This is a genomic window from Streptomyces sp. NRRL F-6492, assembly GCF_001280125.1.
Taxonomy (GTDB): Bacteria; Actinomycetota; Actinomycetes; order Streptomycetales; family Streptomycetaceae; genus Streptomyces.
The window spans coordinates 1-23,576 of record NZ_LGEG01000114.1; the positions used below are offsets into that span (position 1 = coordinate 1).

Consider the following 23,576-nt stretch of genomic DNA (forward strand, 5'->3'; position numbering starts at 1 on the left):
CCCCCGCACGCCCCCGCCCCGGTCCTTCCCCGCGTGCCGCCCGGCCCCCGCGTCGGCCGCACGGGCTACGGTGCGCGTGCGATCCGCGCCCGGCCGTGGCGCGCGGCCCGCGCCCCCGACCCGCATGGCCCGCGCCCCCGACCCGCACGGCCCACGACCCAGGAGCACCCGCCATGACCGACCCCGACCGGACCCGCCCCTACCCCGACGCCCTCCGGCCGGACGCGGCGCCCGCGCCGCATCCCCTGCTCGCGCCCGTCCTCGGGTTCCTGGGGACCTGGACCGGCCGGGGACGCGGCGGATACCCGTCGCTCGACGAGGACTTCGCGTACGAGCAGGAGGTCGTCCTCAGTCACGACGGGCGGCCCTTCCTCCACTACGAGGCGCGCGCCTGGCTGATCGACGGGGACGGCGTCCCGCTGCGGCCCTCGGCGCGGGAGAGCGGCTGGTGGCGGCTCCAGCCGGAGGGGCGCGTCGAGGCGCTGATCACCCAGCCCACCGGCATCGCGGAGATCTCCGTCGGCCGCGCGGACGGCACCGCGGTCGACCTCACCACCCACGAGGTCGCCCTCGCCCCCACCGCCAAGCGGGTCGACGCCACCCGCCGCCGCTACACCCTGGCCGGCGCGGACGCGCTCGACTTCGTCCACGACCTCGCGGCCGTCGGCCACCCGCTCCAGCACCACCTGGGCGCACGGCTCCACCGGACCGCCTGAGACCGACGGCCCCCTTCGGCCGCGCGCCCCGGTCGCGCACAATACGGGGGTGAACGATGACGACCCGTACCTGTGGCTGGAAGAAGTCTCCGGCGACGCCGCCCTCGCGTGGGTGGCCGAGCGGAACGCCGAGACGGCGGAGGCCCTGGCCGCCGACCCCGGGTTCACCCCGCTGAAGGAGCGCCTGCGGGAGGTGCTCGACGCCTCGGACCGCATCCCGTACACCACCCGGCGCGGCGCGCACCTCTACAACTTCTGGCAGGACGCCGGGCACGTGCGCGGGGTGTGGCGGCGCACGACCCTGGAGCAGTACCGCAAGGACGAGCCCGAGTGGGAGGTCCTCCTCGACGTCGACGCGCTCGCCGCCGAGGAGGACGAGAAGTGGGTGTGGAGCGGGGCGACCGTGCGCCGCCCCGACCACGACCGGGCCCTGGTGGAGCTGTCGCGGGACGGCGCCGACGCCGCCGTGGTCCGCGAATTCGACCTGAACACGCGGGAGTTCGTCGAGGACGGCTTCCGGTTGCCGGAGGCGAAGACGCAGATCGGCTGGATCGACGCCGACACCGTCTTCGTCGGCACGGACACCGGACCGGGCTCCCTGACCGACTCCGGCTACCCCCGCACGGTCCGCCGCTGGCGGCGCGGCACCCCCCTCGAAGAGGCCGCGACGGTCTTCGAGGCCGAGGCCGGGGACGTGTCGGCCTGGGGGTACCACGACGACACCCCCGGCTTCGAGCGGGACTTCGTCGGCCGCTCGCTGGACTTCTTCCGCGGCGAGACGTACCTCCTGGAGCCCGACGGGACGCACGTACGGATCGACGTGCCCGACGACGCCTCCGCCTACGCGCACCGCCGGCACCTGATCGTCACCCTCCGGTCCGAGTGGCTGGGGCAGCCGAGCGGCTCCCTCCTCGCGTTCGGCTTCGACGCCTTCCTCGCGGGCGACCGCGCCTTCGAGGTCCTGTTCGCCCCCGACGAGCGGACCGCCCTCGCCGGGCACGCCTGGACCCGCCACCACCTGATCCTGGAGACGATGCGGGACGTCACCACCCGCATCGAGGTCCTCACCCCGGCCGACGAGGGCCCCTGGGAGCGGGCGCCCCTCGTCGGCGTCCCGCCCCTCTCCGCGGTCGACGTCGTCGACACGGACCCGGACGTCTCCGACGAGTACTTCCTCGACGTGTCGGGGTTCCTCCAGCCCTCCACCCTCCACCGGGGGAGCGTCGGCGGCGACACGGAGGTCCTCAAGCAGGCCCCGGACCGCTTCGACGCGACCGGCCTGACCGTCGCCCAGCACTTCGCGACCTCCCGGGACGGCACGCGCGTGCCGTACTTCGTCATCGGCCCCGACCACTCCGCCACCGGCCCCGGCCCGACCCTGCTCTACGGCTACGGCGGCTTCGAGGTCTCCCTCACCCCCTCCTACGGCGCCGTACGGGGTTCGGCCTGGCTGGAGCGCGGCGGCACCCACGTCGTCGCCAACATCCGGGGCGGCGGCGAGTACGGCCCCGAGTGGCACCAGGCCGCGCTCGGCGCCGAACGGCCGCGCGCCTTCGAGGACTTCGCGGCCGTCGCCGAGGACCTCGTCGCCCGGGGCATCACCACTCCGGACCGGCTCGGCGCGGTGGGCGGCAGCAACGGCGGCCTGCTCATGGGTGCGATGCTCACCCGGTACCCCGAGCTGTTCGGCGCGATCGTCGCGCAGGTGCCGCTCCTCGACATGACCCGCTTCCACAAGCTGCTCGCGGGCGCGTCCTGGATCGCCGAGTACGGCGACCCGGACGACGAGGCCGACCTGCCGCACCTGCGGGACCTCTCCCCGTACCACCGCGTCGAGGCGGACCGGACCTACCCGCCCGTCCTCCTGACGACCTCGACCCGCGACGACCGCGTCCATCCCGGCCACGCCCGCAAGACGGCGGCGCGGCTCCGGGAGCTCGGCCACCCCGTCCTGTTCCACGAGAACACCGGCGGCGGCCACGCGGGCGCGGGGGACAACGAACAGGCCGCCCACAACAGCGCCCTCCTGCACACCTTCCTGTGGCAGAACCTCGCGAAGGCCGGGCCGGGGACGGCCGGCGTCACAGCCACCCCGAGCGCTGCGCCTGGAGCGCCAGCTGGAACCGGCTCGTAGCACCGAGCCGGGCCATCAGGACCTGGATCCGGCGGAAGAGCGTACGGCGGCTGACCCCGAGCTCCCGGGCGACGACGTCGTCGCCCGCCCCGGCCGCGAGCAGTCGGAGCAGCCGGCGGTCGGCGGGCAGCAGCCCCGCCGGCCGCACCGAGCGGCCGTGCAGGGGCAGCGCGCTCCGCCAGGTCTGCTCGAAGAGCGCCACGAGCGCCGAGAGCAGGCCGCAGGGCTGCACGACGAGCATGCTGTTGTGGACGTCGGCCTCCCTGATGGAGAGCGAGACCAGCGCGTACGCCTCGTCGATGACCAGCAGCTTCACCGGCACCGACGGCAGCACCCGCGCCTGCTCGCCCGCCTCCACGCACGGCTCGATCGACTCCTCCAGCTGCCCCGGGAACTCCAGGGACGCCTGCGAGTAGACGACCCGCTGCGTCACCCCGCGCGCCAGGGTCGCCAGCGCGTCGTCGGTGGCGCCGGGCAGCGGGAAGTACGGGGGCGAGTCCAGCTGCCGGATCTGCTCCCGCGCGCTGGCCCAGGCCTGCCGCATCCGGGGGCCGACCGCCTCCCCGGTCACCACCTCGACCAGGTCGTCGTGGTACGCCGCGAGCCGCTGCCGCCGGAACGCCTCGAACGCCCCGCCGACCGTGATCCGGGACTCGTCCAGCTCGGCCGCCCGGTGCCGGCCCAGGATCTCCAGGCCCGCCGCCGGAGGCACCGGCGCCACCGGGTCCCCGCCGTCCGCGACGGCGCTCGCGAGCCCCGCGTCGACCAGCTCGCCGTACGCCGCCGCGAGCCCGCCGCCCGCCAGACCGGCCGCCGCGCCGATCGCGTCCAGCGGCGCGGGCCCGAGTTCCAGGAGACGCGGGTAGAGCCGCCGGGCCCCCTCCCCGATCCCCAGCAGCCGGAGCGCGTCACCGAGCCTCGCGTCGTTCGCCATGACCGCATTATCGGCGCCCTCCGCACCCGGTGTGGCCGATCCGTGCCACTGGCGGACCCCGGCCACCGGCGGGCGCCGGTCGCAGTACCGTCCGGGGGCCGCCGACGCCCGGCGGCCGTGCCCCCCGAAGAACCGGGAAGAACCGGAAGAAGGAGCAGACCGTGGCGAAGGGTCGCAAGAACGGCCTCTACGAAGGCGTCTCCGAGGAGCTCTCCGCCCTGATGAGGACGGGGTGGGCGGACACCGAACGGCGCGGACTCGAACCCGGCGAGCAGGCCCCGTACGCGGCCCGCCGCCGCGCCGCGCTCTCCGCGCTCTTCCCCGGCGAGCGCCTGGTCGTCCCCTCGGGCAACCTCACGTACCGCTCCAACGACGACGTGTACCCCTTCCGCCCCCACTCGGGCTATGTGCACCTGACCGGCGACCAGGCCCGCGACGGCGCCCTCGTCCTCGAACCCCGCGCCGGCGGCGGCCACGACGCGTACTGCTACCAGCTGCCCCGCGACAGCCGGGAGGACGACGAGTTCTGGATCGGCTACACGGCCGAACTGTGGACGGGCCGCCGCCCCTCCCTCGCCGAGTCCGGCGCCGTCCTCGGACTGCCCTGCCGGGACGTCCGCACCGCCGCCGACGACCTGGCCGCCGGCTCCGGCGTCCCGACCCGGATCGTCCGGGGGGTCGACCCGGCCCTCGAAGCGGCCGTCACCACCGACGAGGACCGCGACGAGGAGCTGGAGGAGGCGCTGAGCGACCTCCGGCTCGTCAAGGACGCCTGGGAGATCGGCGAGCTGCGCAAGGCGGTCGACTCCACCGTGCGCGGCTTCACCGACTGCGTCGGGGAGCTCTCCCGCGCGGTCGCCTCCTCCGAGCGCTGGATCGAGGGCACCTTCTTCCGCCGGGCCCGCCTGGAGGGCAACTCCGTCGGCTACGGCTCGATCTGCGCCGCCGGCGAGCACGCCACGATCATGCACTGGACGGACAACGACGGCCCGGTGCGCCCCGGCGACCTGCTGCTCCTCGACGCCGGAGTGGAGACCCGCTCCCTCTACACCGCCGACGTCACCCGCACCCTCCCGATCAGCGGCACCTTCACCCCCGTCCAGCGCCGGGTGTACGACGCCGTGTACGAGGCGCAGGAGGCCGGGATGGCGGCGGTGAAGCCGGGCGCCCCCTACCGCGCCTTCCACGAGGCGGCGCAGCGCAGTCTGACGGCCCGCCTCGTGGAGTGGGGCTTCGTCGAGGGCCCGGTGGACCGCGCGTACGCCCTCGGCCTCCAGCGCCGCTTCACCATGGCCGGCACCGGTCACATGCTGGGCCTGGACGTCCACGACTGCGCGCACGCCCGCACGGAGGAGTACGTCGGCGGCGTCCTCGCGCCGGGCATGGTCCTGACCGTCGAGCCGGGCCTGTACTTCCAGCCCGACGACCTGACCGTGCCCGAGGAGTGGCGCGGCATCGGCGTCCGCATCGAGGACGACCTGCTCGTCACCGGGGACGGCCACGAGAACCTGTCGGCGGGCCTGCCGCGCTCGGCGGACGAGGTCGAGGCGTGGATGGCGAGGACGGCGGGCTGACGGCACGGCGGGCCGGACGGACGGCAGCCCGGGGGCGCCCGCCGTCCGTCGCGGGGACGGCCTCTGGACGGGACGGGGAGCGTACGGTTAGCTACTTCTGCACCTACTCAACTAGTTGTCTATGGAGTCGCGCCGTGCACCCGTTCCGTACTGCCGTGGAGAACCGCGACCTCGACGCCGTCGAGGCCCTGCTCGCCGAGGACGTGGTCTTCACCAGCCCCGTCGCCTTCAGGCCGTACCCCGGCAAGGCCCTCACCGCCGCGATCCTGCGCGGGGTCCTCCGCGTCTTCTCCGACTTCCGGTACGTCCGCGAGATCGAGGGCGCGGACGGCCGCGACCACGCCCTCGTCTTCACCGCGAAGGTCGGGGACAAGGAGATCAACGGCTGCGACTTCCTCCACTTCGACGAGGAGGGCAGGATCGACGAGTTCACCGTCATGGTCCGCCCCCTCTCCGCCGCCCAGGCGCTCGCCGCCGCCATGGGCGCCGAGTTCGGCCGCATCCAGGAGGAGGCCGCCGCGGCCCTCGCGGCGGACGGGCGGTGAACGGACCCGGGCGGGGGAGGCGGCACGTCGGCGGCCGACACGGCGAACAGGGCTGATGTTCGCCGATTCGGGTGATTGCGGACAGCCTAAACCCCCTCTCCGGGTAGGGGATGGTCACGCTCGGTGCGACACGCGGAACCACCCCCTGGAGAGGTCGATGCAGCTGATCCCCCGTCAAGGCCGACACCTGGAAGCACGTTCGTCCGGCGGACACACCGTCGCCGCCCTCCGGGGCGAGCTCGACCTCGTCCTGGTGCGGCACCTGCGCCCCGAACTCGACGCGCTCGCACGGGAGTCCGACGCGCTGACCCTCGACATCCGGGGGCTCACCTTCTGCGACGCCGCCGGACTCGGCCTCCTCGTCCGCTGCGCCCGGCGCACGCGCGAACGGGGCGCGCGCTGGCGGCTCCTCTGCGACCAGCCGAGGATCCTCCGGCTCATCCGCCTGACCTCGCTCGGCGACCTCCTCCGCCCGGAGGCCGCCCCGGCCGGAGCGGTCTCCGGGGCCGCCCCGGCGAGGGCCCGCCGGGCGGAATAGGGCCGGGGTACGGTCGCCGCATGTCTGAAGTCCGGTTGACCACGCCCTCCTACCTCGTGCTCGGCATCATCGACAAGCTGGGCGAGGCCAGTCCGTACGACGTGAAGGTCGAGGCCGCGCGGACCGTGGCGCCGTTCTGGTCCATGCCCCACGCGCAGGTCTACGCGCAGTGCGACCGGCTCCTGGAGGCGGGGCTCCTCTCGGAGGTGCGGCAGCCCGGCGGCCGCAACCGGCGGCTGATGAGCCTCACCGGGGAAGGGGCGGCCGCCCTGCGCGACTGGCTCGCCGACCCGGCCTTCGTCCCCGTCGAGGCCCGCGAACGCGGCATCCTCAAGCTGTGGTTCGGGGCCAGCCCCCGCGTCCACGCCCCCGTCCAGGTCGAGGAGCACCGGCGGACCCTCGACGGGTACGAGGAACTCGCCCGTGACGTGGGCGAACTGCTGACGCGCGGGCAGCGCGAGGCGCTGGAGTTCGGCATCCGCTACGAGCGGATGATGGTCGACTTCTGGCAGTGGGTCGAGAGCCGCGAGCCCTGACGGCCGCCGTGGACCGCCGGCGCGGATCGTTGTCACCGACCGGTTGACCCGGCCCCGGGGCGGCCCTACCTTCCTCCGTAGTCCCTCCATGGTCCAGACAGGACTATCGCGACCGTGGGCGCGCGGGGACGGTGACAGGGGGGAGCCACCGTGGAACGTCGACGTACGGCGGGCACGAGGCGGGGACGGGCGGCCGTCCTCGCGGTGACGGCGGTCTGCCTCGCGTACGCGCCGATCGCCGTGACCGAACTCTGGCCGTACGCCCGGCCGGGCGCGCCCGCCCTCGGCGAATGGGTCCTCGGCCGGACCGTCTCGCCGGAGTTCGTGGCCGAGGCCGTCCGCGACCGGACGGGACCGTACGAACGCAGCCTGGTCCCGCTGATCGCGCACTCGGTCCTCGGCGGCCTGCTGATGCTGCTCGGACCCGTGCAGCTGCTCTCGGCCGTCCGGCGCCGGATCCGGCTGCACCGGGCCGCCGGGACCGTCTTCGCCGTCACGGTGTACGCGTCGATGGCGGGCGCCGCCCTCTACCTGGTGCGCACCCCGCCGGCGGAGGCGTTCAGCGGGGCCGCGTTCTGGATCGTCCTCGCCACCATCCTGGTCGGCACCGTCGGCAGCGTGACCCTCGGCGTCCTCGCCGCCGTCCGCGGCCTCCCGGACCTCCACCAGCGCTGGATGCTGCTCTGCTACGGCTTCCTGATGACCGCCCCGCTGCTGCGGCTCGAATGGGGCGCGCTGCCCCGGCTCTACCCGGGGCTCGACATCCTCGACGTCAACCGCGTCGCGATCATGCACCTCGGCGCGCTCGTCTCCTTCGGCGCGCTGCTCGCCTCCCGCGCCCTCGACCGGCGCACCGCCGTCCCCGGCCTGACCGGCACCTGGTGCCCGGCGCCGGTCCGGATCGCCGTCCACCTCGCGGGCGCCGCGGGCCTCGGGTGGATCACGGTCTCGTTCCTCGACGGGGGCACGGCGGGACGGCGGCTCCTGCTCGCGTACCTCGTCCCGTACGGCGTGACGTACGCCGTCATCGCCGTGCGGGCGGCCCGCGCCCGCGCCCGGGGAGCCCTCTGGCCCGCCGAGGAGTGGAGCCTGCACCTCGCCGCCCTGTGCCTGGCCCCCGCGTTCTCGGCGGTGGCGGTCCCGGTCCTGGAGCGCACCCTCGGCCTCGACCGGGTGACGGCCCTGATCGCGGGCGTCGGCATCGGCTGCGGCGTCCTCGCGTACGCGGCCGTCACGGTGGTGAGCCTGCGGGTCCTGCACGCCCGGGAGGTCGTGAAACGGCGGGAGGCGCGACCGGCGCTCGTACCCGCGGATCCCGTACCGGTCACCACCGGGGAAGGGGAACGGGCATGAGCGCCACCGGAGAACGGACCGCCGTGGACGGCGGGACGCCCGACGGCCGGGAACTCTCGCCCGGCATCGTGGTCCTGAGCGGTGTCGTCGGGGGCGTCGGCCTCACCGTCGGCGCCCTGCTCGCCGTCACGAGCCTGGCCGGGTACGCGGCGGGGGCCTGGGTGTCCCCGGAGGCGCTCAGCCCCGGACTCCTCGGCGCGGCGACGGCCGGAGTGGCACCCGCCCTCCTCCGGATCGGCCGGGCCCGCGTCTGGGAGGAGGCGCGGAGCCTCGTCCTGCCGCTCGCGACCGTCCTCGTCGGCCTCCTCGCGGTGAGCCTCCTGAACGCCGGCAGCCTCCAGGCGGCCGAGGGGAGGCCGCTGTTCCTCGCGCTGTTCAGCCTCGGCTGGGTCGCCGTCCTCGGCGTCCTCGCGCTCGGCGCCGTCGGCTGCCTCGTCGCGCAGTACCGGGTGCGGGCCCGGCCGGCGGACGCGGGCCGGCGGGAGCCCGCCGCCCCGCTGCCCGGCTGGTCGAAGCCGCCGCTCGCCGTGCTCGGCTCCGGCTGGCTCGGCATCGGCGCCGGTCTCCTCGCCTTCCCCGGCTTCTGGGGCCCGCTCGTGCCGTGGACGGTGAACCGCGCCGACGCGCAGGGCCTCGGGGTGTGGGCGCTCGCCCTCGGCGTCGGCGTCCTCGCCTCCCTGGCCGAGGACGACCTGACCCGCCTCCGCCCGGCCCTCGGCGCGGTCCCGGTCGTGGCCCTCGCCGCCGCCGTCGTCCTCGCCGTCCACGCCGCGGAGGTCGACTGGGCGTCGGGCCCCGGCGCCTGCCTCGTCGCCCTGCTCGCCGGCCTCCTGGCGACGGGCGTCTCCGGCCGGTGGCTCCTGAACAGGGCGTCCCGCGGGTCGGACGGCTGACCGCCCGCCCGACCCGGCCGAAATCCCTTGGCGGCACGGCCCGGTGGGGGGCGAGGATGGCGGGATGACCGACAGCGCGCAGCCCGTGGACACCCCGCCCGTCGACACCCTGATCGTCGTGGACGTGCAGTCGGCGTTCGTCACCGGAGCCGGGGCCGTGCCCGCGGCGGAACGGCTCCTCGACCGCACGGCGGACCTGATCGCCCGGGCCCGGCGGGCCGGGGCGCTCGTCGTCCACCTCCAGAACGACGGCCCGCCCGGATCCGAGGACGAACCCCACACCCCCGGCTGGGAGTTGCACCACCGGGTGGAGCCGGGCCCGCTGGAGCTGGTGATCCGCAAGCCCGAGGACGACGGCTTCCTGGAGACCCCGCTGGGCGACGCCCTCACCGGCGCGGGGGCCCGGGCGGTCGCCGTCTGCGGGGTGATGTCGGAGATGTGCGTGCAGGCGACGGCCCGTACGGCCCTGGCGCGCGGCTACCGGGTCGTCGTGCCGTACGACGCGCACGCCACCCAGGACGTCCCGGCGGTGCCGGGCGTCGCCGAGGGGGTTCCGGCCGCGACGGCCTCACGGGTGGCGGCGTACGCCCTCGGGAGCGACGCGGAGGTCACCGTACCGGCCGCCGCCGTCACGTTCACGGCCCCCGGGAAGCCCTGACCGCCCGGCTCCCCGCCCCGGGGGGCGAGCGCCGGACGCGGTCCGGCGGGCTCCGCGCCGCTCATGCGGGGCCCTCGCCGCGCCGCGCCACCGGCCGGCCGGCCGGAGCGCGCCTGCGGCGTCCACGAGGAGGGCGGCGGCCCCGTCGCCCCGGCCCCGCGGGCGCGTCTGAGCGCGTGGGAGGGCGAACAGCCGTGCGTCCCTAGGGCGCGTCCCGGCGCGTGAGGCCGTCCAGGACCAGGCCGAGCAGGTGCTCGCGCCGGGCGGCCAGCGAGGGAGCCTGGCCGGCGGCCCAACTGACCGCGTTCACCAGGGCGAAGAGGTCCGTGCCGTCGACGTCCGGCCGGATCCGCCCGTCGTCCTGGGCCGCCCGCAACAGCCGGCCGGCCGCCGCGCGCATCGCCACGCAGGAGGCGTGCAGGGCGGACTCCTCGTCGCCGAGCGTCGCCATCAGCGACGCCGGAAGCCCCCGGAAGGAACCCGACCGGAGGGTGAACTCGCCGAGCCACAGGGCCAGCGCCCGCTCGGACGGCAGGTCGTCGGCGAGGAGTTCGTCCGCGCGGGCCGCGAGCCGCTCGAAGCCGGTGCGCAGCAGGGTCTCCAGGAGGTCGTCACGGGTGGGGAAGTGGCGGTAGAGCGTCCCCAGACCGATTCCGGCACGACGGGCCACGTCCCGCAGCGAGGCCTGGGTGCCCTCCGCGCCGACGACCTCGGCGGCGGCCGCCAGGATGCGTTCCCGGTTGCGCAGCGCATCGGTGCGCCGCCCCGGCGGGACCGGCTCGTCCGGCATGGGAAATCCTCCGCGTTGACAAGCGGAGCACTGCTCCGTTTACTGGGCGGAGCAGTGCTCCGCTTACTGCCGGGATCCTACCGGGCGGGGCACGTCGCACGACGACGGGGGACGGACGGCATGGGCACGAGAACGATGGGGGCCGTGCGCGTGCACGCCTTCGGCGGACCGGAGCGACTGGTGTACGAGGAAGTGGCGCGGCCGCAGGCCGGACCGGGAGAGGTCCTGGTCCGGGTGCGCGCCGCCGGGTTCAACCCGCCCGACCGGTACGCGCGCAGGGGCTTCGTCGACGTCCCCGAAGGGATGCGCCCGGCCCGGCCGCTGCCGTTCGTCCCGGGCTCCGACCTCTCGGGGACCGTCGCCGCCGTGGGCGAGGGCGTCACCGAGTGGCGGATCGGGGACGAGGTGTTCGGCCTCGTGAACTTCCCCGGCAGGGCGGCGGCCTACGCCGAGTACGCCACCGCGCCCGCCGCCCACCTCGCGCGCAGGCCCGCCTCCCTGAGCCACGAGGAGGCCGCGGCCGTACCGATGGCCGGCCTCACCGCGTACCAGCTCCTCTTCGAGCACCTCGGCCCCCGCGAGGGGGGCACCGTGCTCGTCAACGGCGCCGCCGGCGGGGTCGGCCACTTCGCCGTGCAACTGGCCAGGGCCGCCGGCGCGGGGACGGTCGTCGGCGTCGCCTCCGGCCGCCACGAGGCCTTCCTGAAGGACCTGGGCGTCGACCGGTTCGTCGACTACACGCGGACCGACGTCACGGAGGCCGTCCACGACGTGGACCTCCTCGTCGACACGGTCGGCGGCCCGGACGGCCACCGGCTCCTGCCGCTGGTGCGCCGCGGCGGCCACCTCGCCCCGGTCTTCTTCGGGGCGTACGCCCCGGAACGCGCGGCCGCGCTCGGCGTCACGGTCGGCGGGTGGCAGGTCCGCTCCCACGGCGGGCAACTGGCCGAACTGGCGGCCCTCCTGGACTCCGGCCGCGTGCGGGTCGGCGTCGAGGCCGTCTTCCCGCTGCGCGAGGCGGCGCGGGCCCACCTCCGCGCCGAGCGGGGGCACCTCCAGGGGAAGATCGTCCTGAGCGTGGCGGAGGACGGGGCCTGAGCCGGAGCACCGCCCCGGAGCGCCGCCCCGGCCCGCCCGGCGGTCCTCCCCGGACGCCGTCAGTACGCCCCGAACGACCAGAAGACGCCCACCTCGTCGTCGTTGACCACGATCAGGCCCAGGTCCTCGAAGAGGTCCAGGCCGTTGAGGTACGCGGAGGTCAGGGAGCTGTGGGACCGGGTGCCCCGGAGGCCCGCCGCGAGGAGGTCCGGGGCCGGGTCGCCGGCGGCGGCCGTCGCGTTGGTCCAGTGGCGCGCCGCGGGCCCGTACCGGTCGAGCAGGGTGCGGGCGTCCGCCAGCAGGGCGTCCCGGTCCGGGCGGGAGCGGACGGGGGCGGGCTCCCCCTGCCACTCCTCGGCCATGACGGCGAGCGCGCCGACCGCCGCCCCCGCCTCCAGGGGATGGAGGCGGCCCGGGATCTCCGACGCGTCCGGAGGGGCGAAGGGGTACGAGGGCACCGTGTGGCGGGCCGTGTTGAGGCGGTCCCCGTCCAGGCGGACCCAGCCCCGGGGGTCGGGGACCGACCGGTGCATCACGGCGTGCACGTCGTGCGCCCAGTCCTCGTGCCGCCGGGGCCCGGTGGCCACGAAGACGTACGTGTCGTCGAGCAGCCGCAGCGCCGCCGCGTTCCAGGGGCAGCGCCGGCCCCGGAACTCCACGAGCAGGCCGCCGACGTGACGCGCGAAGGCGTCCGCCGGTTCGCGGGGCACGTGCCGGAGCCGGTCGAGGGCCCAGCGGACGAGTCCGTTCCCCCCCGTCGACGGCCGGACCGTCCGGACCGTCTGGATCTCGCGGGAGGAGCGGGAGGAGCGGGAGGAGCGGGAGGTCCCGCCCGTCCCGGAGCGCCTCCAGGTGCGCGTCGATCAGGTCCAGGGCGGCGCGGTCGGCGGGCGGGGACATCCCGCCACCCCAGGCCGCCCCGGCCGTCAGTCCTCGCGGGGGTAGACGGAGGTCACCCGGCCCTTCGCGTCGGCCGCCAGATAGGCGGACCCGTACGCGTCGGACAGGTAGACGCTCATCCCGGCGCCGCTCCCCGTGAGCGTCGAGGCCGGGCTGACGACCAGATAGCGGCTGGTCGGCTCCGTCACCCCCAGCTCCTTGTCGGCGCGCTTCAGGAGGGCCGGCAGGGCGTCCCACGCGAAGGAGTCCAGGTCGACCGGGACCGAGCCGGGGAAGGCGGTGCCGCCGGGGCCCTGCCGGACGGCCACGTCCCCGCCCCGGTACATGTACCGGTCGTACCGCTTCGTGCTGCCCTTGACCACCGCCTCGGCCGTCGCGTACTCCGGGTACACGACGAAGCTGGTGACCTTGGCGTCGCCCGAGGCCGCCTGGACCGCCTCGACGGCGGTCCGGATCCCGGCGGGCGTCAGCAGGTCGAGCTTCCCGGCGGTCGCCTCCGCCGCGGGCTCCTTCGGGGGCGCCGTCGTGGGCGCCGTGGACCCCGAGGGACGCTGGGCGCCGGGACCCCGCCCCGAGGGCGCGGCGGCGGTCGGCCCGTCGTCCGGCTCGTGCGTGCCCCGGTCCCAGTTCACGACGGCGACGGGTATCCCCACCGCCAGGACCGCCGCCGCGGCGGCCGCCACGACGGCCCGTCGCCCGCGCCGCCCGGGAACGCCCGCCACCGGGGCGGTCGTGGGGGACGCGCCCGGGAAGCCCGCGGGTCCCGCCGACGGCGGCGCGAGGGGGAACGACGTCGGCCCCCCGGAACCGAGACCGGAAGGGGAACCGAAGCCGGGTGCGGAGCCGGGCCCGGGGCCGAAGCCGGGTCCGGGACCGAAACCGGAGCCGGAGCCGGGCGTCCCCGGGACCGGCTCCCCGAAGCCCGGCACCCTGTCCCGTACCGCCCCGCCGTCCCCCGGCGCCCCCGCCACGACGGCCGCCAGCGCCCGGTCCACCTCCTCCGCGTCCGGCCGCGCCGCCGGGTCCCGTACGAGCAGCCGGGTCAGGACGCCGGTCAGCGCGCCGGCCCGGACCGGGGGAGGCACGTCGTCGGAGATGACCGCCGCCAGGGTCGCCAGGGTGTTCTCCCTGCGCAGCGGATGGCGGCCCTCCACCGCCACGTACAGCAGCATGGCCAGCGACCACAGGTCGGCCGCCGGGCCGCTCGTGCCGCCCCGGATCCGCTCGGGCGCCATGTAGTCGGGCGAGCCGATGATCGACCCCGAGGCGGTCAGGGAGGTGGACTCCTGGATCGCCGCGATGCCGAAGTCGGTGAGGACCGGCCGCCCGTCGGGCCGCAGCAGGACGTTGGCGGGCTTCACGTCGCGGTGCTCGATGCCCAGGCCGTGGGCGGCGCGCAGCGCGGAGAGCAGCTCGCGGCCGAGTCCGGCGGCCTCGACGGGGCCCATCGTGCCCCGGTCGAGCCGGTCCTGGAGGGAACCGCCGGTGACCAGCTCCATCACGAGCCACGGATAGGTGCCCTCGCCCGCGTCCACGATGTGGTGGATCGTCACCACGTTGGGGTGGACGATCCGGGCCAGGGCGCGGGCCTCCCGCAGCACCCGCGCGCGCAGGGTCCGCGCGCCCTCGGTGTCGTACTCGGCCATCGCGGGGTCCGGCGGGCGCACCTCCTTGAGCGCCACGTCGCGGTGGAGGGCCAGGTCCCGGGCGCGCCACACCGTTCCCATGCCGCCCCCGCCCAGCCGCTCCACCAGCTCGAAACGGCCGTCGATCACTCTGCTCACGCGCGCACCCCTGTACTCGGGTCGTTCTCTGGTCCTCGGAGCGGTACCGGCCCCCGGCCGGGCCGCCGCCCGCTTCGCCGTACACGTTCACCGGTCGGCCTCCGGAGGTCCGCACGGGACTCCGGGAGGGAGCCGCGCGGTTCCGCCCGGGGGCGTCCGTCCAGATCTTCGCCGCTCCCGGTCCGTACTGTCACCTCCCGCCCCCGGGCGGCCGGGATCACCGAACGGCCGCACGCGCAGCGCCCGCCGTCGCCGTCTCCTATAGGGTGATTCGGTAGGGATTGCGCCCCCTGGGGCCGGGCCGAGGCGTAGGGCGATGCATTGGAGACTCACCAGTCGTCGAGCAGGGTTCCGCAGCCGCCCCGGGCGGTCGTGGGGGACGCGGGCGTGCTCCGCGAACTGCTGCCGATCGCCCTCTGGCGGGAGGACGCCGACGGCCGCGTCGTCGAATGGTCCCTCGCCGCCCAGGACCTCCTCGGCCACCGTCCCGAGGACGTGCTCGGCCGGCTCGCCGCCCCGCTCCTCGTCCCCGACGCCAACCGGGAGCTCGCCGACCGGCTCACCCTCCGCGTCCAGGCGGGCGAGACCATCATGGGCACGCTGCCCGTCCGCCACCGCGACGGCCACACGGTCGCCATGGAGATGTGGATCGTGCCGGCGGCCGACCCGGAGGGGCGGACGGGGGCGATGCTCATCGCCGTGGAGACCTCCGAGGTCCTGCGGATGCGCGAGAACCTGGCCGCGATGGAGAGCCTCTTCACCCAGTCGCCCATCGGCCTCGCCCTGCTCGGCCCCGACCTGCGCTTCCTGCGCGTCAACGACGCCCTGGCCCGGATGAACGGCGTCCCGGCCGCCGAGCACGTGGGCCGCCGCCTCACCGAGGTCGTGCCCGGCGTCAACGCCGACTCGCTCGAAGCCCTCATGCGCCAGGTCCTCCACGACGGCGCCGCCGTCGTCGACGCCCGCCGGGTCGGCCGCACCCCCGCCGACCCCGGCCGCGACCACGTCTGGTCCTGCTCCTACGCCCCGCTCCTCGACCGCGGCGACCGCCGGCCGCTCGGGCTCATCGCCTCCCTCGTCGACATCACCGAGAGCCAGGAGGCGCACGACGAGGTCGAGCGGGCCCGGCGCCGCTTCGCCCTGCTCGCGGAGGCCGGCGCCCGGATCGGCACCACCCTGGACCTCGGGCGCACGGCCGAGGAGGCCGTCCGCTTCCTGGTGCCCCAGCTCGCCGACTCGGCCGACGTGCAGATGCTGGAGTCGGTCCTCGCGCCGGACGAGTCGGCCGCCTCCACCCGCGGCGTGCTGCGGCGGCTCGCCGCCCGGTTCCCCGATTCGACGGCCCCCACGTCCCAGCTCGTGCCGGGCCAGACCTTCCAGATCCCGCTCGACTCCGCGTACGAGCGGGCCGTCGCCCAGGGGCGGCCCACCAATCTCTACACGTCCGACCTGCCGGCCCTCTTCGGCGGCCCGCGCGCCGAGCCGCTGCGCGGCTACTTCGCCGCCCGCATCGGCTCGGCGCGGCTCGTCCCCCTCGTGGCCCGGGGCAAGGTCCTCGGCACGGTCACGGTGACCCGGCTGCGGTCCCGCGAGCCCTTCGACGCCCAGGACCGGGTCCTCATCGACGAGGTCGTGGCCCGCGCCGCCCTCAACATCGACAACGCCCGTCTCTACACCACCCAGCGGGAGGCCGCCCTCACCCTCCGGCGGTCCCTCACCAACAACGTGCTCCCCACCGTCACCGGCCTCGAACTCACCGGCCGCTACCTGCCCGCGAGCTCCCACGACGTCGGCGGCGACTGGTTCGACGCCATCGCCCTGCCGGGCGGCAGGACCGGACTCGTCATCGGCGACGTCATGGGCCACGGCATCCACGCGGCGGCGGTCATGGGCCAGCTGCGCACCGCCGTGAGGACCCTGGCCCGCCACGACATCCCGCCGGCCCGGATGCTCAGCTCCCTCGACGCGGTCGTGGCCGACCTCGGCGAGGACGAGATGGCGACCTGTGTCTACGCGGTCCACGACCCGGCCACCGGCCGCTGGGCGATCGCCCGCGCGGGGCATCCGCCGCCGGTCGTCGCCACCCCGGACGGGACCGTCGGCTTCCTCGAAGGCCCGCCGGGCACCCCGCTGGGCACGGGGGCCCACGACTTCGGCACGGAGGAGGTCGTCCTGCCCGGGGGCGGACTCCTCGTCCTCTACACGGACGGCCTCGTCGAGGCCCGCGACCGGGACCTCGACGAGGGCATGGGGCAGCTCGCCCGGGCGCTCCGGCCCCTGGACCGCCCCCTGGACGCGCTGTGCGACGAGGTCCTCGTACGGCTCCTCGGGGGGACCGCCCAGGACGACGTGGCGATGCTGGTCGCCCGCAGCGTCCGCTGAGCCCGCCGTCCCGGGGGCGGGGTCAGGCCAGGTCGATGTGCACGCTGGTCGACTTCACGCGCGCGGTGGCCTGCATGCCGACCTGGAGGCCCAGCTCCTCCACGGCCTCCCGGGTGAGGAGCGAGACGAGCCGGTGCGGACCGGCCTGGATCTCGACCTGGGCCGCGACGTCCCCGAGCTTGACCGCGGTCACGATCCCCGGGAACGCGTTGCGCGCCGAGGTGTACGGCTCCTCGCCGTCCCCGGCGGCGCCCTGGCCGACCTCGACGGAGAAGGCGGCGAGGTCGCGGCCGTCGATGAGCCGTCGGCCGTTCTCGTCGCGGTGGGTGGTGACCCGGCCCGCGTCGGCCCAGCGGCGTGCCGTGTCGGGGCTCACGCCCAGCAGGCGCGCCGCCTGTCCGATGGTGTAGGACTGCATGCGCGCAAGGTTAGGTGCCTGATTGCCGCACATGCAAGGAGAAGTGGGCACTTCTCGCCGCATCTGCGAGCCCGGTGGGAGGCTCAGGAGGCTCCCGGCCCCCGTCCGACCGCCTCGACCAGCGGCAGCAGCCGGTGGGGGACCCGCTCGCGCAGCGCGATCTCGGTGCGGGTGCGGACCACCCCGGGCAGCCGGATGAGCCGCTGGATGACGTCCTCCAGGTGTCCGGCGTCCCGTGCCACCACCCGGGTCAGCAGATCGCCGCCGCCGGTGATGGAGAAGGCCTCCACGATCTCCGGCACGGCCGCGAGGGCGTCCCCGACCTCGTCGAGGCGTCCCTGGGTCACCTCGACGTGCACGAAGGCGAGCACCGGGTGGCCGAGGGCGGCGGGGGAGAGGACCGGTCCGGTCGCGGTGATCACCCCGTCCCGCTCCAGGCGGTCGATCCGGGCCTGTACGGTGCCCCGCGCCACGCCCAGGATTCGCGCGTACTCGCGCACGCTCGTCCTCGGCTGCTCGATCAGCAGCCGCAGGATCCGGGTGTCGAGCTCGTCCACCGCCATGCCCCGCCGGCCTCCTTCGGTCCCGCCTGCCCGGGGCCGACTCTACGCTTCCCGGGTCCCGCCGCTCCTCAGTCCTCCGCGCGGGCCGCGTGCCTGGCCCAGAGGACCAGGGGCAGCTGGAGGGGGAGGCGGCCGTAGGCGACGGCCCTGGCCGCCGCCGGGCGGTGGCGCCAGTCGTACGCCATCTTCACGTTGGCCGGGAAGACGGCCGTGAAGAAGAGGGCGGTCGCGCGGGCGCTCGCCCGGCGCGTGCCCGGCACCGCGAGACCGGCGGCGAGCGCCAGCTCGGCGACCCCGCTGATCCGCGTCCACGTCCTCGGGCTGCCCGGCAGGGCGCGCGGCACGATCGAGTCGAACGTCCTCGGGGTGAGGAAGTGGGCGGTGCCCGCGGCGGCCATCAGGCCGGCGAGAGCGAGGGCGGAACGTGCGGGCCGGGGCATGGGGATCCTCCGAAACGACGGCGCGGAACTGTTACTGACGGGTAAGTAAGCAGTGAGAATAGGCATGCGCGGGGCGAAGCGTCGAGACCCGGAGCCGTGTCCCGCCGGAATCCGGGCCGCCGTTCCCGCCCGCCGCGACGACGGGGTTCCGGCGGAAATGGTCCGTTGGCCCACCAGTGGAGCACACCGGCCTCCTCTCGCCGGGCCAATGGACCAGCGGATCCGGGATGAGTTGAGCCAATGGGCTCCGGATGTTTTCCTGTGTCGTATCCACGTACTTTCGGCGCCGCGCAGCGCCGGGGCGGCGACGAGGCCGGTCCGGACCGCGGCGCCTTCGTCGTGTCCGCGCGACCCCACCACCCCGGGGCACCGCACGGCAGGCGAAAGGCAAGACAAGGGGGCGGCCCTAGCCGTGAAGAAGATGTTCGTGGCCCCGGATCCGGGCCTCGTCCGACTGCGCGTCTCCCTGCGGGCGGTCCTCGGCATCGGCCTCGCGGTCGCGCTCGCCGAGCTCGCGGGGTTCTCCCTCACCGCCTCCATCACGGCCGGCCTCGCCGCGCTGCTCGCCCTCTTCACCGTGGGCGACCCGACCGTGCGCCGCCAGGCCGTCACCACCGCCCTGCTGCCGGCCGCCGGCTTCCCCGTCCTCGCCCTGGCGACCCTCCTCCACGACGCCCCCCTCCTCCGTGACGCCACCTGGCTCCTCGTCGTCTTCGCCGGGGTCTACGCCCGCCGCTGGGGGCCGCGCGGACACGCCCTCGGCATCTTCGCCTTCATGCAGTTCTTCGTGACGCAGTTCCTGCACGCCCTGCCCGCGCAGCTGCCCGAGCTGTACGCGGCCGTGGCCCTCGCCCTGCTCGCCTCCGGCGCCGTCCGCTTCGGCGCCTGGTGCATCGAGCGGCGCGTCCCGCCGCCCGCCGGGCCCGCCCCGATGCCGGGCGCCGGCCTCGCCCGCCCCACCACCCGCCAGGCCTTCCAGGCCACCGCCGCCTGCGCCGTCGCCCTCGCCGCCGGCCAGCTGATCTCCCCCGAGCGCTGGTACTGGGCCGTCGGCACCGCCTGGTGGATCTTCGTCAACACCGCCTCGCGCGGCGAGACCCTCGTCCGGGGCTTCCGCCGGGTCCTCGGCACCGTGACCGGCATCGCCGCCGGACTCCTGATCGCCGTCCCCCTGGGCGGCGCGCCCGCCCCGACCGCCCTCCTCGTCGCCGTGTCCGTCTTCGGGATCTTCTACACCGCCCCGCTCTCGTACAGCTGGATGATGTTCTTCGTGACCGTCATGGCCGGACTGCTGTACGGGCTGCTCGGCGTCCTGCACCCCGGGCTGCTGCTCCTGCGCTTCCAGGAGACCGCCGTCGGCGCGATCGGCGCCGCGATCGGCGTGGCCCTGCTGCCCGTGACCACCCACGCCGCCACCAACGCCTGGATCGAGCGGGCCGTGACCTGCGTGCACACCTGCACCACGGCCGCCGCCCGCCGGCTCGCCGGCGACCCGGACGCCGACCCGGCGCCGCACGCCGCCGAGCTCGAACTCCTCCTCGGCCGGGTCCGGCTCTCCCTCGCGCCGCTCGTGCACCCGCTGAGCCCGCTGCGCGCCCGCAAGGCCCGCGCCCGCCGGGTCCTCGCGCTCCTGGACGACTGCGCCCGCGAGATCAGGGGCCTGGCCGCCGTCGCCGCCGACCCGGACGCCTCGCACGACGCCCGGCTCGCGGCCGCCGCCTGGCGCGTCGAGGCCGCCGTCCACGCCCTCGTACCCCCGGCGCGGCCCGTACGGTCCTCGGTCGCCGAAGCGGCCGGAGTGCCGCGCCACCACCCCGGCGCCGAGGCCGCCCTCGGCCATCTGCACGGCCTGGAGCAGGCGCTCGTCGACCTCGCGACGCCCCTGCGCACCTCCCCGCGCGCACCCCTGGTCCCGGCCGCCTGAACCGGAACGCTCCGACCCGGGGCTGGAACCGATCCCCGGTTCCGGCCCCTTGGTCTAGACCCCTGCTACCGTCGGCCGCGGAACGGCCGGCCGAACGCGACCGGCACCGGGACAGGGGAGACGCCGTGGGCGACACAGGGACGGTTCGGGACCGGGAGCACGGGAGCGCGGTACGCGCGTACGTCGGCTCCTTCACCTCGGCGGGCGGACGCGGCGTCCTCACCGCCGAGGTCGACGGCGAGACGGGCGCGCTGACCGTCACCGGCGCCAGTGACGCCGTGACCGACCCCTCCTTCCTCGCCCTCGCGGGACCCCTGCTGTACGCCGTGTCCGAGACCGACGCGGGCGCCGTCGCCGCCTTCGACGTCACCGGCCCCGAGCCCCGGCCGCTCGGCGCGACCGTCCCCGTCGACGGCGCCGGACCCACCCACCTCTCCCTGGCCGGGGGGCAGGTCCTCACCGCCAACTACACCTCCGGCAGCGTCACCGTCCTGCCCCTGGCCGTCGACGGCGCCGTCCGCCCCGCCACGGCGGTCCTGCGCCACGAGGGGAGCGGGCCCGTCGCGGACCGCCAGAGCGGCCCCCACGCCCACCAGGTCCTCCCCGACCCCAGCGGCCGCTGGGCCCTGAGCGTGGACCTCGGCACCGACTCCGTGTGGACCTACGCCCTCGACCCCGCCACCGGGGAGCCCGCCCTCCACGCCGAGACCGCGCTGCGCCCCGGCACCGGACCGCGCCACCTCGCCTTCCACCCGGCCGGCACCCACGCGTACGTCCTGCACGAGCTGGAACCCGTCCTCACCGTCTGCCGCTGGGACGCGGAGACCGGCACCCTCGAACCGCTCGGCGAGACCCCCGTCGTCCCCGAGGGCGCCCCCGGCCCCAGCTACCCCTCCGAGGTGGTCGTCGCCCCCGACGGCCGCTTCCTCTGGGCCGCGATCCGCGGCGACGACACCCTCGCCGTCCTCGCCCTCGACCCCGACGGGTCGAAGGCCGGACTGACCGCCACCGTGCCCTGCGGCGGCACCTGGCCCCGCGACCTGACCCTCGCCCCCTCGGGGCGGCACCTGTACGCGGCGAACGAGCGCTCCGGCGACGTCACCTGGTTCGCCGTCGACCCCGAGACCGGCGTCCCGGCCCGCGCGGGCTCGATCGAGGCCCCGGCCGCCTCCTGCGTCGTCCTCGGCTGAGTGGCCGCCCCCGGCCGGACGCGCCGAAGGGCCCGCACCGCCCGGTGCGGGCCCTTCCGTGGGAGCGGCGAACGGCGTCGCGGCCCTCAGAGCGCGGGCGCGCCCTGCGGCTGCTGCGGCGGGATGCCGAGCACGGCCGAGTACTGCGAGAGCACCAGCTTGCCGATCGCCGGGTAGGCGCCCAGCGGCTCGGCGGCGGCGCACCCGGACTCCTTCGAGGCCTCGTCGAGGAGCCCCTCGGCCAGCTCGGGACCGATCAGGTACGGCGCGAGGGCCAGCTGCTCCGAACCGGCGGCGCGCAGCTGCTCGGCGACGGAGGCGATCGAGCCCTCCTGGTCGAGCGCGGCGGCGATCACCGGCACGGCGAGGCGCGCGGCGAGCAGCATGCCGGTGATCCCGGCGGCCTGCACGGCCTCCTCGCCGCCGACCGTGGCCAGGATGATGCCGTCGGCGGCCGTCGTGACCGTGAACAGGCGGGCGCGGTCGGCACGGGCCAGGCCCGCCTCCGACAGGCGCACGTGCAGCGCCTCCGCCAGCAGCGGGTGCGGACCGAGGACGTCGGTCAGCTCGGCGGTGTTGCCGCCGTCCATCACGGCCTGGCGGACCCGGCGCATCTGGGCGCTGTCCGGACCGGCGAGCAGCGGGACGACGACCGCGGCCGGACCCGTCGGGGCGGTGACCTCGCGGCCGGCGGCCACGGCCAGCTCGTACCGCTCGGTGCGCAGGGACTCGACGGCCGTCAGCACGTTCGCCAGGGACGGGAACTCGACGTCGTCGCCCTCCAGGAAGCCGATCACGGCCTCCAGGCCGGGCAGCTCGGAACGGGCGATGCTCACGACCTCTTCGGCGAGCGAGCGTATGGCGGCGGAGGGCACGCCGGGCACGGCGAGAACCAGTGCGGGAGCGCCCTCGGGCGCCGCCGCGGGTTCGGGGCGACGGTGCCGCCCGGACTGGCGGGGTCGAGGCATTCGTACAGGCAGGCCGGAAGCAGGCCCAGTGGGGGAGCTCATGGCGCCGCATGCTACTGGTTTCGCCCCCGGCGCCGTTCGCTGAGGTGCGGTCACGCGCCTTCTGTCCCCCTATGTCCGGTCCCCGGCGCCCCTTCCGCCTCCCCCGGCCCCGCCTCCGCCCGCGCCCGGCCCGCCGCACCCGCTCCCACCTGGGCGGACGTCCCGCTACGAGACCCCTTCGCCGAACAGCCGGAGCAGCGAAGAGTCCTCCGGCAGCCGGAGCGTCCCGGCGGCGAGCGCCGAGGCGAGGGCGACCGCCCCCGCCAGCGGATCCCCCGCGGCCTCCACCGTCCGGGCATGCGGGAGCAGCTCCCCGAGCGCGGCCCGCAGGGGTACGAGCAGGGGGTCGCCCATCTTGAACAGGCCCCCGGTCAGGGCCACCACGGCCCCCGGCCCGGCCGGGCACGCGGCCGCGGCGGCCTCCGCGACGTGCGTACCGGCCCGGACGAGGACGTCCGCCGCCACCGGGTCCTCCGGGGCGCAGCGCCCCACCTCGGGCGCGAAGGAGGCGAGCACCGCGGGCCGGTCCGTCCGCGGATAGAGCACGCCCGGAAGGCCCGCCACCGGCCCGAACAGCTTCTCGGCCCGGTCCAGGAGCGCCGCCGAACCGCCGCGCCGCCCGTCGTGCGCGCGCATCGCCGCCTCCAGACCGGCCCGGCCGATCCAGGCGCCGCTGCCGCAGTCGCCCAGGAGGTGCCCCCAGCCGTCGGCCCGCCGCCAGGTCACCAGGTCCGTGCCGAGCGCGATCAGCCCCGTCCCGCCCGCGACGACCGCGCCCGGCCGCTGCCCGAGCGCCCCCGCGTACGCGGTGACCGCGTCGGCCGCGAGCGCGAGCCGCCGCACCCCCCACGCCTCCGCGAGCGCGCCCGGCAGGCCGGCCCGCAGCTCGTCCCCGAGGGTCGCCATGCCGGCGGCGCCCACGGCCGCGGCGAGCACCGGCCGCCCGCCGAGGGGACCGGCGAGGTCGCGGACGGCCGGCAGGACCTGCTCCAGGAAGTGGGCGGCGGAGATCCCGCCCGGCCCGGTCCGCACCGGCTCGCGCGAGGCGCGGACGTCGAGGACCGTGCCGGTCGCGGCGTCGGCCAGGGCGATCCGCAGCCCCGAACCGCCGGAGTCGACACCGACGACCAGGCCGTCCGGATCGACCGGATCGACCGAACTGCCCGAGGAGCCGGAGGGGTGGTCGTTCACGGAGA

22 protein-coding genes are annotated in these 23,576 nt (G+C 76.1%); 13 read left to right on the top strand and 9 right to left on the bottom strand.

What is annotated here, in order from left to right; translation table 11 throughout:
- The first annotated feature begins 173 nt into the window (after window positions 1-173).
- Together ADL08_RS10470 and ADL08_RS10475 are read left to right on the top strand one after the other, a co-directional pair.
- Window positions 174-716 carry an FABP family protein gene (locus ADL08_RS10470; RefSeq protein WP_053641804.1) on the top strand — a complete coding sequence of 181 codons (543 nt, stop codon included), beginning with the start codon at window positions 174-176 and terminating at the stop codon, window positions 714-716.
- A 49-nt stretch (window positions 717-765) separates the two neighbouring features.
- Window positions 766-2,850 carry a prolyl oligopeptidase family serine peptidase gene (locus tag ADL08_RS10475; RefSeq protein WP_053641805.1) on the top strand — a complete coding sequence of 695 codons (2,085 nt, stop codon included), beginning with the start codon at window positions 766-768 and terminating at the stop codon, window positions 2,848-2,850.
- Here the strand turns inward: ADL08_RS10475 and ADL08_RS10480 are convergent.
- Window positions 2,798-3,784 carry a transcriptional regulator gene (locus ADL08_RS10480; RefSeq protein WP_053641806.1) on the bottom strand — a complete coding sequence of 329 codons (987 nt, stop codon included), beginning with the start codon at window positions 3,782-3,784 and terminating at the stop codon, window positions 2,798-2,800. The two genes, ADL08_RS10475 and ADL08_RS10480, sit on opposite strands and share 53 nt — an antisense overlap.
- A gap of 161 nt (window positions 3,785-3,945) precedes the next feature.
- On the opposite strand from ADL08_RS10480, the gene ADL08_RS10485 reads away from it, so the two are divergent.
- From ADL08_RS10485 to ADL08_RS10515, 7 genes are all read left to right on the top strand, one after another.
- Window positions 3,946-5,358 (top strand): aminopeptidase P family protein, encoded by a 1,413-nt coding sequence (locus ADL08_RS10485; protein WP_053641807.1) that lies wholly within the window; start codon window positions 3,946-3,948, stop codon window positions 5,356-5,358.
- A gap of 134 nt (window positions 5,359-5,492) precedes the next feature.
- The gene (locus ADL08_RS10490) at window positions 5,493-5,903 is read left to right on the top strand and encodes a nuclear transport factor 2 family protein (RefSeq protein ID WP_053641808.1); all 411 of its coding nucleotides are present in this window, start codon (window positions 5,493-5,495) and stop codon (window positions 5,901-5,903) included.
- A gap of 157 nt (window positions 5,904-6,060) precedes the next feature.
- The gene (locus ADL08_RS10495; RefSeq protein ID WP_234352088.1) at window positions 6,061-6,441 is read left to right on the top strand and encodes an STAS domain-containing protein; all 381 of its coding nucleotides are present in this window, start codon (window positions 6,061-6,063) and stop codon (window positions 6,439-6,441) included.
- Window positions 6,442-6,461: 20 nt separating this feature from the next.
- The gene (locus tag ADL08_RS10500; protein ID WP_053641809.1) at window positions 6,462-6,977 is read left to right on the top strand and encodes a PadR family transcriptional regulator; all 516 of its coding nucleotides are present in this window, start codon (window positions 6,462-6,464) and stop codon (window positions 6,975-6,977) included.
- Between the two features lie 150 nt (window positions 6,978-7,127).
- Window positions 7,128-8,330 (top strand): DUF2306 domain-containing protein, encoded by a 1,203-nt coding sequence (locus ADL08_RS10505; RefSeq protein WP_234352089.1) that lies wholly within the window; start codon window positions 7,128-7,130, stop codon window positions 8,328-8,330.
- Window positions 8,327-9,223 (top strand): hypothetical protein, encoded by an 897-nt coding sequence (locus ADL08_RS10510; RefSeq protein ID WP_053641811.1) that lies wholly within the window; start codon window positions 8,327-8,329, stop codon window positions 9,221-9,223. The genes ADL08_RS10505 and ADL08_RS10510 overlap by 4 nt, the downstream gene beginning before the upstream one ends.
- A 64-nt stretch (window positions 9,224-9,287) precedes the next feature.
- Complete coding sequence (locus ADL08_RS10515) at window positions 9,288-9,881, top strand: isochorismatase family protein (RefSeq protein ID WP_053641812.1); 594 nt, start codon at window positions 9,288-9,290, stop codon at window positions 9,879-9,881.
- A gap of 202 nt (window positions 9,882-10,083) precedes the next feature.
- Here ADL08_RS10515 and ADL08_RS10520 read toward each other — a convergent pair whose 3' ends face one another.
- On the bottom strand, window positions 10,084-10,671 hold the full coding sequence (locus ADL08_RS10520) for a TetR/AcrR family transcriptional regulator (RefSeq protein ID WP_053641813.1): 588 nt from the start codon (window positions 10,669-10,671) through the stop codon (window positions 10,084-10,086).
- A gap of 120 nt (window positions 10,672-10,791) precedes the next feature.
- On the opposite strand from ADL08_RS10520, the gene ADL08_RS10525 reads away from it, so the two are divergent.
- Window positions 10,792-11,769: an NADP-dependent oxidoreductase gene (locus ADL08_RS10525; protein ID WP_199836987.1), complete on the top strand. Its 978-nt coding sequence runs from the start codon at window positions 10,792-10,794 to the stop codon at window positions 11,767-11,769.
- Window positions 11,770-11,828: 59 nt separating this feature from the next.
- On the opposite strand, the gene ADL08_RS10530 is transcribed toward ADL08_RS10525, so the two are convergent.
- Window positions 11,829-12,479 (bottom strand): hypothetical protein, encoded by a 651-nt coding sequence (locus ADL08_RS10530; protein WP_234352090.1) that lies wholly within the window; start codon window positions 12,477-12,479, stop codon window positions 11,829-11,831.
- Between the two features lie 216 nt (window positions 12,480-12,695).
- Entirely contained in the window at window positions 12,696-14,396 is a 1,701-nt protein-coding gene (locus ADL08_RS10535; RefSeq protein ID WP_234352096.1) for a serine/threonine-protein kinase, read from the bottom strand.
- 378 nt (window positions 14,397-14,774) lie between these two features.
- Here ADL08_RS10535 and ADL08_RS10540 point away from each other — a divergent pair, with 378 nt between their 5' ends.
- Window positions 14,775-16,835, top strand: coding sequence for a SpoIIE family protein phosphatase (locus tag ADL08_RS10540; RefSeq protein ID WP_053641816.1), 2,061 nt, complete (start codon window positions 14,775-14,777; stop codon window positions 16,833-16,835).
- Window positions 16,836-16,857: 22 nt separating this feature from the next.
- On the opposite strand, the gene ADL08_RS10545 is transcribed toward ADL08_RS10540, so the two are convergent.
- The 3 genes from ADL08_RS10545 to ADL08_RS10555 form a co-directional block, all read right to left on the bottom strand.
- Window positions 16,858-17,253: a TOBE domain-containing protein gene (locus tag ADL08_RS10545; RefSeq protein ID WP_053641817.1), complete on the bottom strand. Its 396-nt coding sequence runs from the start codon at window positions 17,251-17,253 to the stop codon at window positions 16,858-16,860.
- An 83-nt stretch (window positions 17,254-17,336) separates the two neighbouring features.
- Complete coding sequence (locus ADL08_RS10550) at window positions 17,337-17,816, bottom strand: Lrp/AsnC family transcriptional regulator (RefSeq protein ID WP_053641818.1); 480 nt, start codon at window positions 17,814-17,816, stop codon at window positions 17,337-17,339.
- 68 nt (window positions 17,817-17,884) lie between these two features.
- Complete coding sequence (locus ADL08_RS10555) at window positions 17,885-18,256, bottom strand: hypothetical protein (RefSeq protein ID WP_053641819.1); 372 nt, start codon at window positions 18,254-18,256, stop codon at window positions 17,885-17,887.
- Window positions 18,257-18,677: 421 nt separating this feature from the next.
- Between ADL08_RS10555 and ADL08_RS10560 the strand changes: the two genes are divergently transcribed.
- Window positions 18,678-20,180, top strand: a complete 1,503-nt coding sequence (locus tag ADL08_RS10560; RefSeq protein ID WP_053641920.1) for an FUSC family protein — start codon at window positions 18,678-18,680, stop codon at window positions 20,178-20,180.
- A gap of 125 nt (window positions 20,181-20,305) precedes the next feature.
- On the top strand, window positions 20,306-21,370 hold the full coding sequence (locus tag ADL08_RS10565) for a lactonase family protein (RefSeq protein WP_053641820.1): 1,065 nt from the start codon (window positions 20,306-20,308) through the stop codon (window positions 21,368-21,370).
- A gap of 86 nt (window positions 21,371-21,456) precedes the next feature.
- Here ADL08_RS10565 and ADL08_RS10570 read toward each other — a convergent pair whose 3' ends face one another.
- Together ADL08_RS10570 and ADL08_RS10575 are read right to left on the bottom strand one after the other, a co-directional pair.
- Entirely contained in the window at window positions 21,457-22,380 is a 924-nt protein-coding gene (locus ADL08_RS10570; protein ID WP_078968541.1) for a sirohydrochlorin chelatase, read from the bottom strand.
- Between the two features lie 165 nt (window positions 22,381-22,545).
- Window positions 22,546-23,571 (bottom strand): BadF/BadG/BcrA/BcrD ATPase family protein, encoded by a 1,026-nt coding sequence (locus ADL08_RS10575; RefSeq protein WP_053641921.1) that lies wholly within the window; start codon window positions 23,569-23,571, stop codon window positions 22,546-22,548.
- Window positions 23,572-23,576: the final 5 nt, after the last annotated feature.